Genomic DNA, 13,776 nt, shown 5'->3' with positions numbered 1-13,776 from the left:
CACCCCGACCCCGCGCTATCCGCGCCCGCGCCGCCGTACCCACCTCTCCGTCTCATCGTTCTTTGTGCTCCCACCAACCGTTTCGGGGCGCTCCGGGTGGTTGGTGGGGGCACAAAGTTGCGCGGGGCGGGGGTGGGGAGGTTCGACGCCGCGCCCCGCCGCGCCCATCCATCGCCCCGGCGTCTTTGGGCACGTACCGACCGTTTTGGTGCGCTCGAGGTGGTTGGTGGGGGCACAAAGTTGCCCGGGGGATCGGGGTGGGGAGGGTTGCGACGCGACGCCCGCGGTACCCACCCATCGCCCTGGCGTCTTTGGGCACGTACCGACCGTTCGGGGCGCTCGGGGTGGTTGGTGGGGCGCGATGGTGCCGGGGGAGGTGAGGTGGGGGAGGTTACGGTGGGTCAGGGAATGTGTGGAGGAGGGGTTGTGGCGATCAGGCGGCTGGGGCTTGTGGTGCACCAGGGGCGTGCGGTGGCGGTGGAGACCGCGGAGACGGTACGTCGGTGGGCGGGCGCGCACTCGATCGGGTGTACCGATATCGATGTGTGGACCGACCAGGAACGGCGTACCGGGACCGACGAGTTGCACCACGCGGGAGATCCGGATCTGGTGGTCACGCTTGGGGGTGACGGGACGTTCCTGCGCGGCGCGCGGATCGCGGCGAAGAACAACGCCGCCGTCCTCGGGGTCGATCTCGGGAAGGTCGGTTTTCTCACCGAGGTCGCGTGCAAGGACGTCGAGGAGGCGCTCGAGGCGGTGCATCACGGCGGGGCGACGTACGAGGAACGGATGACGCTGACGATGCGCGCGTCGCGGCCGTTGGAGATCCCGAGCGGGATCGAGTCGCTGCTGCGGTACGGGCACGGGCCTTCGCTGCCTCCGCCGCCGGTACGGCACGAGATGGCCGAGGGCGACGGCTGGGGGATGGCGCTCGACGTGACCGCGTTGAACGACGTGGTGGTGGAGAAACTCGCGCGCGATCACCAGGTGGCGCTCGGGGTGTACCTGTCCGGCCGGCTGCTGGCGTCGTACTCCGCCGATGCGGTGATCGTGGCGACACCGACCGGGTCGACGGCGTACAGCTTCGCCGCCGGTGGGCCGATCCTGTCGCCGAACACCGAGGCGATCGTGTTCACTCCGGTCGCACCGCACATGACCTTCAACCGCACGGTTGTCGCGGCGCCGGACGAGCCGATCGCGCTGCGGGTGCTGCCGCATTCGGGGCAGGCCGCGGTCAGTATCGACGGGCAGTTGCGCGGCGTACTCGATCCGGGGGACTGGATCGGGGTGTACGGGTCGCCGCAGCGGTTGCGGCTGGTACGACTGCGTCCAACGGACTTCTACGGACGGCTGCGCGACCGCTTCCGCCTCACGGACGCACCGGCGACGGAGCTCGACGGGCAGTCCGAACTGTTCTGGCAGCCCTCGGCCCCCGTACCACCGGACCTCAAGCACCTCCGGCTTCCGCAACCCCCTGGTGACGACGACCGGTAGGGTCTCTCCTCATGCGAAACGTGGTGATCCTGGCGGGTGGTTCAGGGACGCGGTTGTGGCCGATGTCCAGAGACGACAGGCCGAAGCAGGTGCTGCCGCTGGCGGCGGGACAGTCGCTGCTGCGGGTGGCGTACAACCGGCTGCTGGGACTGGTCGCTCCGGAGAACATCTACGTCTGCACCGTCGGTGCGATCACCGACGTGGTGCGCAAGGAATTGCCGGAGCTTGGCCCGCACAACATCATCGGTGAGCCCGCGCGGCGGGACACCGCGAACGCTGTCGGGCTCGCGTCCGCTGTGGTTGCGCGCAACGATCCGGACGCGGTGGTCGCGTTCGTCGGATCGGATCACTTGATCAGCCCGGAGGACGAGTTCCAGAAGGCGATCGAGCAGGGGTTCGAGGTCGTGGAGGCGCGCGGCCGGTCGCTGGTGACGTTCGGGATCGAGCCGACGCATCCGCACACCGGGCTCGGGTACATCGAGCGCGGGGCGCCGATCGAGGGTACGTCGGCGTACGTCGTGGACCGCTTCCGGGAGAAGCCCGACCGGGCGACGGCCGAGGAATACCTGGCGACCGGGCGGTTCTGGTGGAACTCCGGGATGTTCGTCTGGAAGGCCTCCACGGTACTGAACGTGCTCGACACGCTGCTGCCCGAATCGGCCGCCAGGCTGCGTGAGGTCGCCGCGGTCTGGGACACCCCGGAGCGGGAGGCGACGCTCGCGGAGATCTACCCGAACCTGCGCAAGATCAGCGTCGACTACGCGGTCATGGAGCCGGCGTCGCAGGGCAAGGTCGACGCGGACGTGGTCGTCGTACCGATGCCTGTGCACTGGCTGGACGTCGGCTCGTGGGCCGCGCTCGCCGACACGTACGACGCCGACGCCAACGGCAACCGCACCGACCACATCACCCTGAGCTGCCTGCTCGACTCACACGACAACATCATCGTCACCGACGACCCGAACCACCTGGTCGCCGCCGTAGGCCTCCGCAGTCACATCATCGTCCACACCAAGGACGTGACGATGGTCTGCCCACTCTCGGACGGCGAACGCGTCAAGGACCTGGTAGCCCGAGTCCAGTCCGACCACGCGAACTACATCTGACCCAGCACAACACGAGCGGATATCCACTCGTGTTGTGGGTTCTCCGGTGGTGTTAGAGGGGAGAACCCACAACACCAGGGGATATCCGCTCGTGTGACTGAGTGTGGGTGGTCGGCGGGTTCCAGGGCGGTGCCGGGCTTGGTGTGATGTGCACGCTCGACAGGAGGTGTCGGGTGGTGGGGTAGTGCACCTGGGCGTGAACGTGGCCGTGCGTACACCGTCTCGCCGGTGCACTACTTGTCGAGCGTGCACATCACCCGCCGCGAGCACCCGTTCCGCCACCACCCCGATCCCCGCTATCAACCCGATCACCCAGCCGGCCACCCGGTGCTGCAGCCTCATCCCAGCCCGATGCCGGCCCGATGCCGGCCCGATGCCGGCCCGTCGGCGGGTCGCCACTGGCGGGTTATGTCACCGCTGGCCTGCTGCTGCTTCCCGCCATCGCCCGCATAACCCGCCAGCCGGCACCACACCACACCACCCCCACCCACTCACCCGTCCGACAGGAGACCGGATATCCCCTGGTGTTGTGGGTTCTCCCCTCTAACACCAACGGAGAAGCCACAACACCATCGGATATCCCCTCGTGTGCGAGGGGCCCGTCGCGCCCGGCCAGGCCCGGCCGGCGAGACGGACCAGGCGGTGCATGCGGTGGTGCGGTGCATGCGGTGGTGCGGTGCGTGCGAGCGGTGCATGCGGTGGTGCGGTGCGTGCGGTGCGGGCGGGCCGTGGTGCGGGCGGGCGGTGGTGCGGGCGGGCGGTGGTGCGGGCATGCGGTGGTGCGGGCGAGCGGTGGTGTGGGGACTGGAGACAGGAACTGGTGGGCGGAGACAGGGAATGTCGGGTCTGGTCTCCACGGTGTGTTGCGAGTCTCCGGATGGCGCCGCCGACGCCCACACATCTGACCGGAGCGCCGGCATCCCCTCGAACGCGGGTCGGGTGCGGATCAGCCGCCGTTGGGTTCCTGGGCGTCGGTGGCTGGGTATTTCTCCATGAACTGTTTCAGGGCCTCGCCGCTGACCGAGCCGCAGAACTGGCGGTGGCCGAAGGACTTCTGGGCGGAGTCGGGGCCGCTCCAGTGCGCGAAGGCGATGTTCTTGCCGTCCGGCCAGGGCTTGCCGTCGCTCTCCTTGAACGGCGCCGCGATGAACTTGCTCATCGACGCGTCGGGCAGCTTCGACTTGGCGATCTTCTCGATCTGGTCGATCTGGTCCTTCGGCAGCGTGTCGCGGTACCACATGATCGTGTAGCCGTGCTCGAGGTTGTGCACCAGGTTCTCCACCGGCGGACGGTCGCTGTCGGAGTAGAACTTCTTGTCGAACGGCGCCCAGACCGCGTAGTGCGGGCCCGAGGACGGCGGCGAGACGGCGTACATGATCTTCTCGCCGTCGGGTCGGTGGTCCTGGGTGCCGCCGGCCACGTCGTTGGTGGCCGCGTCGCAGGAGGCCGCGGTCGAGGCGACACCGAAGTCGGTCAGGGCCTGGTTCTTGGTCCGAGACTCCTGGATCAGCTTGATCGCCGGGAAGGCGATGATGGCCAGGCCGACCACGATGGAGCACACCACGATGAGGATCGTGCGGCGGCGGTCCGTCCGGGCCTGCTCGCGCTGCATTTTCTCGATCATCTCGCGGCGCGACTGTTTCTGCGACGACGCTTTACCCACAGTGTTGTCTTCCCGGCCAGGGGCGGCTACCGCGCCGCCGTTGCGAAGGCAGTGTACGAGGTGACCCTAAGAAGTTGCCTAGAAAACTAGTGCCCAATTACGCAGACCGTGAGCCGAACGTGACCGTTGCCTCGCTGCCCGGTCCGGGCCGCACGCTCACGCCGTACCCCTCGGCGTGCAGCAGCACTGCCAGTCGCTCCGCGACCATTCCGACGATCACCGGCTCGTCCCCGAACACGGTGACAGCGTTGTCAGCCGCCTCCAGACGCACACCGTCGACGTCTGCGAGCAGCCCGGACCACAGCGCCGGATCGGCCGCGCGCGGTCCCGCAGGCGGTTGCCGGTCGAGTACGGCGGCCCGCGCGGCCTCACGCGTTCCCAAGCTGAACATGTCGTGCTCGGCGTCCCGCACCAGCGCCCGGGCGCCCGGCCCGTGCTCACCGACCGGCAGTACGACGTCGTCCAGTCCACGCAGTACGGCGACGGGCACGCCGTCCGCCTTGCCCTTCACCAGTTCGCTGGCCCCCGCGATCTCGTCGGCGAGCGCAGGCTCGGTCACCGCGAGGACGTTGCCGTGGCTGTCCGTCGTACCGCGCAGGTCCTCCACGACGCGGACGCCGGCCGCGCCGATCGCCAGGTCGGTCTGACCGTTGCGCCACGGGCGTCCGAGCGTGTCCGTGACGATGATGCCGACGTTGACGTCGTACCGCTCCTTGAGGGCCGTCCGCAGGTCGCGGGCCGACGCGTCGGGGTCGACCGGGAGCAGCAGGACCGTGCCGGGGGCTGTGTTGGACGTGTCGGTGCCCGCCGCGGCCATCACCAGGCCGTGCCGGGTCTGCACGATCCGGGTCTCGCCGCGCTGGGCGACGACCCGGACGAGCTCGGCGTCGATCGCTTCCTGGCGAGTGCCGTACGTCAGCCGGCTCTCCGCCTTGCTGACGATCTTCGACGTCACCGAGACGATGTCGCCGTCGCGCAGGTCGGTGCCTTCGGCGATCAGCGCCGCCAGGTCCGCACCGGCCGCCACCTCGGGCAGTCCGGTCACCGGGAAGATCTCCAGGTGCTTCCTCATCGCCGCACGGCCTCCGCGAGGGTCAGTGCCGCGTCAGCCATCGCGGCGGTCTTGGTCTCGTCCGTCATCCACAACGGCACCGCCTGCGCGTGAATTCCGGCCCCGGCGATCGAATCCGCCTGGATTGCGTCGGAGGTGTCGATCAGCCAGCCGTCCAGTACGCCGCCGGACGTGCGGGAACCGTAGTACCGCGCGACAGCCGATGCCGTCGACGCTACCCCGACCGTGGCGAGCACCTTGTCCGCCATTCCACGGACCGGACCGGTGCCGATGATCGGCGACAACCCGATGACCGGGGCCTTCGTCTCGCGGACCGCCTCCCGGATCCCGGGAACGCCGAGGATCGTGCCGACCGATACCACCGGGTTGGACGGCGGCACGATCAGTACGTCGCAGTCCGCGATCGCCTCGAGTACGCCGGGTGCGGGCTTGGCCTTGTCCTGGCCGACGGCAACGATCTGGTGCGCGGGGATCGCGGCCTGGTAGCGGACCCAGTACTCCTGGAAATGGATGGCCTTGCGCTTCCCGGGCTGCTCCGGGTCGTCCACCACGACGTGGGTCTCGACCCGGTCGTCACTCATCGGCAGCAGCCGTACCGGGAGCTTCCAACGGGCGGACAGCGCCTCGGTGACCGCGCTGAGCGTATATCCGGCGTCCAGCATCTGGGTGCGCACCAGGTGCGTCGCCACATCCCGATCGCCGAGCCCGAACCAGGCCGGTTCCACGCCGTACGCCGCGAGCTCCTCCTTGATCACCCAGGTCTCGTCCTCACGGCCCCACTTACGCTCCTCGGAGATGCCGCCGCCGAGCGTGTACATCACCGTGTCGAGGTCGGGACAGACCCGCAGCCCGAACAGGGTGATGTCGTCCGCGGTGTTCCCCACGACGGTGATCTCGGCGTCCGGACGGGCCTTCAGGAGCCCGAGCAGGAAGGTGGAGCCGCCGATGCCGCCGGCCAGCACTGTCAATCGCATGGGAAGAGTCTGCCCGAGTCGTCAATGCGTCGGACCACCGCACGACTATGCTGCGGAGGGTCATCACGTCCGCACAGCTCAGTTGTACGGCCCCCCAACATCCGAGGAGCCCTCCGTGGTCACCGACGCAACCAAGAAGCTCAGAGAGCCGGTCGCGTACATCCTGCTCGCATTCGCCGGCCTGCTCGCGCTGGCCTCGCTGTTCTCATTGTTCGTCGGTGGGATCGGCTTCGTCGCCGCTTCCAGCGGCGTGCACTCCGTCATTGTGCCGCCGTCCATCACCACACTGGCGCTGCTTCCCGCGCTGGTGGGTGCGGTCTGGCTGGTCAACGAAGGTGAGCGGACGCCGAACGCACGGATCGTCGTGTTGGGCGCGCTCGGCGTCACCGGTCTCTTCCTGCTGCTCGGCCTGGTCGCCACCTTCGCGCAGTTCAACGGCAGCGGCACGGCCGGCGAGAAGATCGTCGGCTTCATCGCCTCGCTCGGCGGTCTCGCGCTGTACGGCGGCATCGGCCTGTACGCCCTGAAGACGTTCCAGTCGCTGCCGGTGCCGGTGCGTGCGCCGAAGCCGGGTCAGTTCCAGCAGGGTCAGCCGGGCCAGCAGTACGGCCAGACGGCGCCGTACGGACAGCAGCCGGGCTACGGCCAGCAGGGTTACGACCCGAGCCAGCCGGCCCAGCAGGGTCAGTTCGGCGGTCAGTACGACCAAGGCCAGCAGTACGGCGGCTACCCGGCCGCTGGTGCTGCCGGTGCTGCTGGTGGTTACGCCGCAGGCCAGGACCAGGGCCAGCAGTGGCCGCAGGAGCAGGGCTGGAACCAGGGCGAGCAGCAGGCCTGGTCGGCCGGTGAGGCCGAGGCCCAGCACTCGGGTCAGCACGCAGCACAGCCGGGCGCCGAGCAGGCCTGGCCGGCCGCCGAGGGTCAAGGCGCCGAGCCGACGCAGGCTTGGGCGTCCGAAGGCCAGCAGCAGTGGGGCGGCCAGGAGCAGGCTCAGCCGGTGCAGCAGTGGCCGCAGGAGCAGCAGTGGGGCGGCGCTGACGCCGGCCAGCAGCAGTGGGGTGGCCAGGAGTACGGCCAGCAGACCCCGCCCGCTCAGGAGTGGGGCCAGCCGGAGCACAGCACCGTAGAGGGCACCCAGGAGCCGGCGGAGGCCCAGCAGGCACCGCAGGCCTGGCAGCAGGAGCAGGCCTGGCAGGCCGAGGAGACCCCGGCCGCTGAGCCGCAGCCGAGTGCTGCGGACCCGGCGCCGCAGCCCGAGGCCGCCGACGAGACCCGGATCGACCCGCGGGCCGAGGCGGACAAGAACGACCCGAACCAGCAGGGTCAGGGACAGCAGGGTTGGTGGTCGCAACCTTCCTGATCAGGTAACAGCAAGGGCAGCTCTGTGACAGCAAGCCCTTACCAAGCCGGCGGGAAAATCCGGGCAGAACGCGGTTCGAGCCCGGGTGCACAGCGCGAGAGGCCTGTATCTACAGGCCTCTCGTTCTTTTGCGGCCGTGTTGCGGATGATCCCAATAGCAGAGCACGGCTTGACTTTCGTGGATTGCAGGAATGTAATTTCAACCGTGTCGTTCGTTAGGACACTCGGTATCGGGGACCGTTGCAGAGCGCAGGACGGACGAGGTCAGGCATGTGGACCGCAAACCCACATGTACAGGGGAACGAACAGGGTCGAGGAGGTCGTACCGTGACAGAGCTGATGGCGATTGTCGACGGTGAGGCGATCGAGGAGGAGCCGAACTGGCAGGAAAGGGCGCTGTGCGCCCAGACCGATCCAGAGGCTTTCTTCCCGGAGAAGGGCGGTTCCACCCGCGAGGCCAAGAAGGTGTGCCTCGGTTGCGACGTCCGGGGCGAGTGCCTCGAGTACGCGCTGCAGAACGACGAGCGCTTCGGGATCTGGGGCGGTCTGTCGGAACGGGAACGCCGCAAGCTGAAGAAGAAGGCCGTCTGAGCCGTCGGTAACAGCACAAACACATCAGGACTTCCGCGAGGCCCCGGGCGAACGTCGCCCGGGGCCCGCGGCTTTCCCGGCCGGGACCTGCGGCTTTCCGGGCTGTGTGACGGCGGCTGTATGGTGATTCCTCGCCGGGACCTGCGGTCACGGTGACCGTCCGCAAGCATCGAGGTGTCACAGCTCCGCATGGAACAAGAAGCCCCGGCCGGCTGGGAATTCTTCGACTCCGTCGACTTCCCCACCGATCACACCGACGACCCGATGGGTCGTCCGCGGGTCCGGCATGTCGTCACCGCGGTGGTGGTCGGGCATGAAGGCGCGGCCTGGCTGCCGCGGCTGTCCGAGGCGTTGTGGGCGCTCAACCCGCGTCCGGACCGGCTGATCGCGGTCGACACCGGATCCACCGACGAAACCGCCGAACTGCTCGCCGCGATGCCCGGTGTGGAGCCGGTGGTCAGTGTCTCCGCGCGGACCGGCTTCGGGATGGCGGTCGCCCGCGGTCTCGAGGCGCACGGCTTCGCGCCGATCCCGAGCGCGGTCGGCCCGTACGGCGACGACGGCCACATGCCCGTGGTGGAGTGGCTCTGGCTGCTGCACGACGACTGCGCGCCGGCGCCGAAGGCCCTGGAGAAATTGTTGCTCCAGGCCACTATGGCGCCGAACACCGGCGTCTGGGGCCCGAAGCTGCGGCTCTGGCCGCGGGACCGGGAGTTGCTCGAGGTCGGCGTCACCACGTCGCTCGGCGGCCGCCGCGACACCGGCATCGAGAACGGCGAGCTCGACCAGGGCCAGCACGACCAGCCACGGAACGTGCTCGCGGTCAGCTCGGCCGGCATGCTGGTACGCCGCGACGTCTGGGCGGCGCTGCACGGTTTCGACCCGCGGCTGCCGATGTTCCGCGACGACATCGACTTCGGCTGGCGCGCCAGCCGCGCCGGGTACCAGGTCGGCGTCGCACCCGACGCGGTCATCTACCACGCGCAGGCCGCGGCGACGGGCGAGCGGGCGCTGGCCGGCACCCGGCGACACGCGTACCAGCTCGACCGCGCACATGCGTACTACACCGTTCTTGCGAACGCTCCCGGCAAGCTGCTTCCGCTGCTGATCCTGCGGTTCCTGCTCGGCACCGTGATGCGGTCGGTCTGGTTCCTGCTCGGTAAGACACCGTCTGGCGCTGTCGACGAGTGGACCGCGCTGCTCGGCACCCTCCTGGCCGGTGGCTGGACGCAAGCACGCAAGGACCGCCGAAATCTCGACCAGGTCCCGTACGACGACATCAAGGGACTGTTCTCCCGGTCCGTGCACGCACTGCGGCACAACCTGGAGGAGACGACCAGCACGATCTCCGAGCGGATCCGTGAAGCGTGGGCGGACGAGCCGGAAGAACAGGTCGTCACGAGCGCCCGGCGCGCGAAGTCCACTGCGCGTGTGGCGGTCGACCAGCCGAGGTGGCGGCGTCAACTGATCCGCCGGCCGTTCCTGGTCGCGTGGGTCGTGCTCGCGATCGGTGCGCTGATCGCAGCTCGCGATCTGATCGGCGGCGGAGCGCTCCGGTCCAACTTGTTGCTGCCGGCGCAGGAGAACCTCGCGGCGTTGTGGCATGCAGCTGCGTCCGCACCGCCGGGTGTGACACCACCTGCTTGGTTGGCGCAGTTCTGGGCGTTCTCGACGGTCATGTTCGGTCCGGCCGGCGCGGTGAACGTTCTGCTGCTCGGCGCGGTCCCACTGGCCGGCCTGGCTGCGTGGGCGTTGCTGCGAGCGTTCGTCGTCGACCGCGTGGCGCGCGCCTGGGGCGCATCGGCGTACGGGCTGGCTGTTTTCACGAACGGTGCGATTACTCAGGGGCGGATCGGGACGTGTGTGGCGGCGATCGTGCTGCCGCTGCTCGGAGCCGCTGTGCACACCGTTGCTCGTCGGCGGCGCGTGCTCGTTCAGGGCAGTTGGCGGGCCGCGTGGTTCGCGGGGATCTGCCTGGCGGTGCTGTTCGCGTTCACGCCGGCACTCGGTCTGCTGGTGAGCGTCATCCTGGTCTTCGGCGCGGTGCTGGGGCTCGGCTGGCGGCGGCAGGGGCGCCAACTGGTGTTCTCGGTCGTGCTGGGCCTGCTGCTGGTGCTGCCCTGGACGCTGGACCTGGCGCAGCACCCGTCGAAGCTGGGGTGGGAGGCGGGCGGTCCGCCGACCGCTGCGGTCGGTCCGGGCGACAGCCTGCCGCATCTGCTGACAGGTACGCCGATCGGTGCGCCTGCGCCGTGGTGGTTCGCCGTACCGCTGATTCTGGTGGCTCTGGCCAGTCTGCTGCGTCAGTCGCGGCAGCGGTACGAGCTGCTCGGTTGGTTCGCCGCACTGGCTGGTCTGGCCGGGACACTGGTCGCCAGCCGGCTCGGCGGTGGCAGCGGGCCGTTGATGTTCCTGATGACGGCCGGCTGGATCATCACCGTCGCGGTCGCCTGGGACTCGGTCGGCAAGTCCACCGAGATCATCGTCCAGGGCGTGCTCGGCATCGTCCTGCTGACCACGGTCGTGACGGCAGGCTTCTGGCTGGTGCGTGGGGCCGACGGTCCGCTGTGGCGTGGTCCCGCTCAGGACCTCCCGGAGTACCTGGTCGCTTCGCAGGATCCGCCGGACAACCAGTCGATCCTGGTGGTGCGGAAGGCGCCGGAAGGCCAGATGCGGTTCGCGCTGGTCAAGAACGGCGGTCCGCGGATGGGGTCGCTCGAGGCGGCGCCGACCACGGCGCAGACCAAGCCGCTCACGGACGTCCTGTCGACGCTCGGTGGTGGCGGTAGCGGTGAGGAGGGCCGGCAGTTGGCCGGTCTCGCCATCGACTACGTGTACCTGCCCGCTCCGGTGGACCCGACGCTGCAGTCGACGCTCGACTCGCTGCCTGGCCTGACCAGGGCCAGTGCGAACGACGGCGACGCCTCCTGGCTGGTCGACCGGTCGAAGATCGAGGGCAAGACGCCGCTGGTCGACCAGACCCACACGGTCTGGCGCATCCTCGGCCTGATCGGCTGGATCCTCGCACTGGTCTTCTGTCTGCCGACGGTGCGCCGCACTGTCGCCGTACCGCAGGGCACCCACGCGAGGAGGGTCCGGTGAGCCGGTTGCTGTCCGACCCGCGTCTCCGGATCGGAGCCGTTGTCGTTGCCATGGCCGCGCTGGCCGGGATCGGAGTGGTCATCCACCCCGAGAAGGCCGACACCCGCGCGCAAGCAGCCGTCACCGAGCCGGCCCGCACAGTGGTGAACCGTACGGCGCTGTCCTGCCCGGTGCTGTCTCCCGGCGGCACGATGGCGAGCGTGGTGAACGGCGTCGCGCCGACGCTGCCCGAAGGTACGCCGACCGCGCCAGGGGCCGCCGAACCGTTGACGATCGCTCCGCTGCCGACGACGTCGGACCCGGTCGGGTCGCTGCTGAAACGCGGAACCATCGGTTCGAGCGCAGTGGTCGTCAAGCCGGAGCCGCTGTCCATCAAGGGCACCGGACCGCTGGCCGCGGGGGCAGCCGGCACGAGTACGACGACCGCGCAGGAGGGCGTGAACCGCGGGATGGCCAGCGTGCCGTGCCAGGTGCCCGGTTCGGATTTCTGGTTCGTCGGAGCGTCCGGTGCGAGCGACCGGCGTGACGTGCTGGTGCTGACCAACCTGGACAGCATCAACGCGGAAGTGAACGTCAGCGTGTACGCGCGGACCGGTGCGCAGGACCTGCCCGCCGCGCGGGGCATCGTGGTGCCGGCCCTCGGCACCTTCCAGCTGTTCCTCAAGCAGGTCGCTCCGAACCTCCGCGACATCGCCCTGCACGTGGAATCGACAGGTGGCCGGGTAGCGGCCGCCGTCCGGTCCAACGCGTCGAACGGCAGTCAGCCGGCCGGTGTGGACTGGCTGAACACGTCGGCGGCGCCCGCGACCAAGGTGTTCGTGCCCGCGGTGGCGGCGGGCGGCGGTCTGCGGATCCTGTCGGTGGCGAACCCCACCGACCTGCAGGCGACCGCGAGCCTGACGGTGAACGGGCCGAACGGGCCGTTCAAGCCGGCCGGTCTGGAGACCGTGCAGATCGGGGCGGGCTCGGTGAAGACGTTCATGCTCGACCCGGTGCTGCACGGTGACGCCAGCGCGATCACCGTGACGTCGGACCAGCCGGTGACCGCGTCGGTGCGGGCCACGGACGCGAGCCGGACCGAGTTCTCGTCGATCGGGTCGGCGGAGGCGCTGACTGGACCGGCGTACCTGGTCATTCCGGCGCACGCGCAGCCGGCCATGCTGCAGGTGACGGCGCCGGGGAAGACCGGCAGCGTGAAGTTCGAGCTGCGGGACGCTGCCGACCGAGTGCTGACTACGCGGGCGCTGGACGTGGTCGGTGGCGCGACGACACAGATCGCGTTTCCGGCGCAGCCGCGGCCGACGTACCTGATGGTTCAGCAGACGCGGGGGACTGTGGTCGCGGGCGTCACGCTGATGCCGGCCGCGAAGCCCGGCGAGAACGACGTACCGCAGGTGGCCGCGTGGCCGTTGACGACGTCGCTGGTGTTCCGCGCGCAGCTGGGCGCCCAGCCGGACGTCAGCGCTGCACTGCGGTAATCAGCCTTCGCTGGTGTTGGCGCCGGGGTCCTGCAGCATCCGCAGGTGACCGCGGCGCGCTACCTCGACCGGGGCGCCCGGCGTACCGGCACCGGGCTCGCGGCGGGGCAGGGGACGTGCTGCTTCCCGGACTGCGTTCGCCAGGGCTTCCAGGTCGTCCGAGGACGGTCCGGCGGCTGCGGGGTCCGGAGCGAGCCGGATGACCTCCCAGCCGTTCGGAGCGGTCAGGCGCTCGGCGTGGTCGGCGCACAGGTCGTAGCAGTGCGGTTCGGCGTACGTCGCCAGTGGGCCGATGACGCAGGTCGAGTCGGCGTACACGTAAGTGAGCGTCGATACGGCAGGCTTCTGGCATCCGGCGCGCGAACAGATCCTGGCGATGCTCACGACCAGACATTACGCCCACTAGGCTGAGCGCGTGACCGAGGCTCGCCGTCATCGCAGGCACATCGACCGCCATGGGCGCGGCATGCTCGGCCCGATCAGCCGGCCGAGCAAGTTCGCGCCGCGTGGTCTGCCGCTGCAGCGGTCCGCCGCCGCGCAGTTCGACGAGGTGGTCGCGATCGAAGTGACACGGCTGGAGAAACGGCTGCCGCAGGTGGTCGCGCGGGTCGAGTTCGCGATCGAGGACGTCCCGAACCTGGACCTGGACACCACCGAGATCCCGCTCACGCACGCCACCGGCGGTACGTCGCACGAGCCGTACCGGATCGTGGTGTTCCGGCGCCCGATCGAACTCCGCGCCGAACGCTCCGGCGCCGGCCTGTCCTGGCTGGTCCGCTCCGCCCTGGTACTCGAGCTGGCCGACGTACTCGCCCTGTCCCCCGAACAGATCGACCCGGACTTCGACGCCGACGACGACTGACACACCCCTTCACGCGGTGTTGGAACGTGTTCCGTAGTGTGGGAAGGGGTTTGTGTCTGTCGTTGTCATCGGGA

General features: G+C 69.5%; 11 protein-coding genes. 7 read left to right on the top strand and 4 right to left on the bottom strand.

What is annotated here, in order from left to right:
• The first annotated feature begins 426 nt into the window (after nt 1-426).
• Together ACWF0M_RS07305 and ACWF0M_RS07300 are read left to right on the top strand one after the other, a co-directional pair.
• Entirely contained in the window at nt 427-1,494 is a 1,068-nt protein-coding gene (locus ACWF0M_RS07305) for an NAD(+)/NADH kinase (RefSeq protein ID WP_452234747.1), read from the top strand.
• 11 nt (nt 1,495-1,505) lie between these two features.
• Nucleotides 1,506-2,600, top strand: coding sequence for a mannose-1-phosphate guanylyltransferase (locus tag ACWF0M_RS07300; RefSeq protein ID WP_452234746.1), 1,095 nt, complete (start codon nt 1,506-1,508; stop codon nt 2,598-2,600).
• A 946-nt stretch (nt 2,601-3,546) separates the two neighbouring features.
• Here ACWF0M_RS07300 and ACWF0M_RS07295 read toward each other — a convergent pair.
• The 3 genes from ACWF0M_RS07295 to cofD all read right to left on the bottom strand — a co-directional run bounded on the left by ACWF0M_RS07295 (nt 3,547) and on the right by cofD (nt 6,309).
• Nucleotides 3,547-4,212: a DUF3105 domain-containing protein gene (locus tag ACWF0M_RS07295; RefSeq protein ID WP_452234745.1), complete on the bottom strand. Its 666-nt coding sequence runs from the start codon at nt 4,210-4,212 to the stop codon at nt 3,547-3,549.
• A 148-nt stretch (nt 4,213-4,360) separates the two neighbouring features.
• Complete coding sequence (locus ACWF0M_RS07290; RefSeq protein WP_452234744.1) at nt 4,361-5,335, bottom strand: coenzyme F420-0:L-glutamate ligase; 975 nt, start codon at nt 5,333-5,335, stop codon at nt 4,361-4,363.
• Nucleotides 5,332-6,309 carry a 2-phospho-L-lactate transferase gene (cofD, locus tag ACWF0M_RS07285; RefSeq protein WP_452234743.1) on the bottom strand — a complete coding sequence of 326 codons (978 nt, stop codon included), beginning with the start codon at nt 6,307-6,309 and terminating at the stop codon, nt 5,332-5,334. The genes ACWF0M_RS07290 and cofD overlap by 4 nt, the downstream gene beginning before the upstream one ends.
• Before the next feature lie 115 nt (nt 6,310-6,424).
• Here cofD and ACWF0M_RS07280 point away from each other — a divergent pair, with 115 nt between their 5' ends.
• From ACWF0M_RS07280 to ACWF0M_RS07265, 4 genes are all read left to right on the top strand, one after another.
• A complete protein-coding gene (locus ACWF0M_RS07280) occupies nt 6,425-7,669 on the top strand; it encodes a hypothetical protein (protein WP_452234742.1) in 1,245 nt (414 codons plus the stop codon).
• A gap of 339 nt (nt 7,670-8,008) precedes the next feature.
• The gene (locus ACWF0M_RS07275; RefSeq protein ID WP_020389877.1) at nt 8,009-8,260 is read left to right on the top strand and encodes a WhiB family transcriptional regulator; all 252 of its coding nucleotides are present in this window, start codon (nt 8,009-8,011) and stop codon (nt 8,258-8,260) included.
• Between the two features lie 189 nt (nt 8,261-8,449).
• Nucleotides 8,450-11,362, top strand: coding sequence for a glycosyltransferase (locus ACWF0M_RS07270; protein WP_452234741.1), 2,913 nt, complete (start codon nt 8,450-8,452; stop codon nt 11,360-11,362).
• Nucleotides 11,359-12,840 carry a DUF5719 family protein gene (locus ACWF0M_RS07265; protein ID WP_452234740.1) on the top strand — a complete coding sequence of 494 codons (1,482 nt, stop codon included), beginning with the start codon at nt 11,359-11,361 and terminating at the stop codon, nt 12,838-12,840. The genes ACWF0M_RS07270 and ACWF0M_RS07265 overlap by 4 nt, the downstream gene beginning before the upstream one ends.
• Here the strand turns inward: ACWF0M_RS07265 and ACWF0M_RS07260 are convergent, their stop codons facing one another.
• Nucleotides 12,841-13,224, bottom strand: coding sequence for a DUF3499 domain-containing protein (locus ACWF0M_RS07260; RefSeq protein ID WP_452234739.1), 384 nt, complete (start codon nt 13,222-13,224; stop codon nt 12,841-12,843).
• 31 nt (nt 13,225-13,255) lie between these two features.
• Between ACWF0M_RS07260 and ACWF0M_RS07255 the strand changes: the two genes are divergently transcribed.
• Nucleotides 13,256-13,702, top strand: a complete 447-nt coding sequence (locus ACWF0M_RS07255; protein WP_452234738.1) for a metallopeptidase family protein — start codon at nt 13,256-13,258, stop codon at nt 13,700-13,702.
• The last annotated feature ends 74 nt before the right edge of the window (nt 13,703-13,776 follow it).

The organism is Kribbella sp. NPDC055110, from assembly GCF_053607525.1.
Note: the sequence above shows the minus strand (reverse complement) of the source record. Positions and strands in the feature narration are given on the sequence as shown.

What these genes read in the sequence shown, in the direction of transcription:
- ACWF0M_RS07300 (WP_452234746.1), top strand. Translation starts at nt 1,506, where the DNA reads ATGCGAAACGTGGTGATCCTGGCGGGTGGTTCAGGGACGCGGTTGTGG.
- ACWF0M_RS07295 (WP_452234745.1), bottom strand. Translation starts at nt 4,212, where the DNA reads ATGCAGCGCGAGCAGGCCCGGACGGACCGCCGCCGCACGATCCTCATC.
- ACWF0M_RS07290 (WP_452234744.1), bottom strand. Translation starts at nt 5,335, where the DNA reads ATGAGGAAGCACCTGGAGATCTTCCCGGTGACCGGACTGCCCGAGGTG.
- cofD (WP_452234743.1), bottom strand. Translation starts at nt 6,309, where the DNA reads ATGCGATTGACAGTGCTGGCCGGCGGCATCGGCGGCTCCACCTTCCTG.
- ACWF0M_RS07275 (WP_020389877.1), top strand. Translation starts at nt 8,009, where the DNA reads ATGGCGATTGTCGACGGTGAGGCGATCGAGGAGGAGCCGAACTGGCAG.
- ACWF0M_RS07270 (WP_452234741.1), top strand. Translation starts at nt 8,450, where the DNA reads ATGGAACAAGAAGCCCCGGCCGGCTGGGAATTCTTCGACTCCGTCGAC.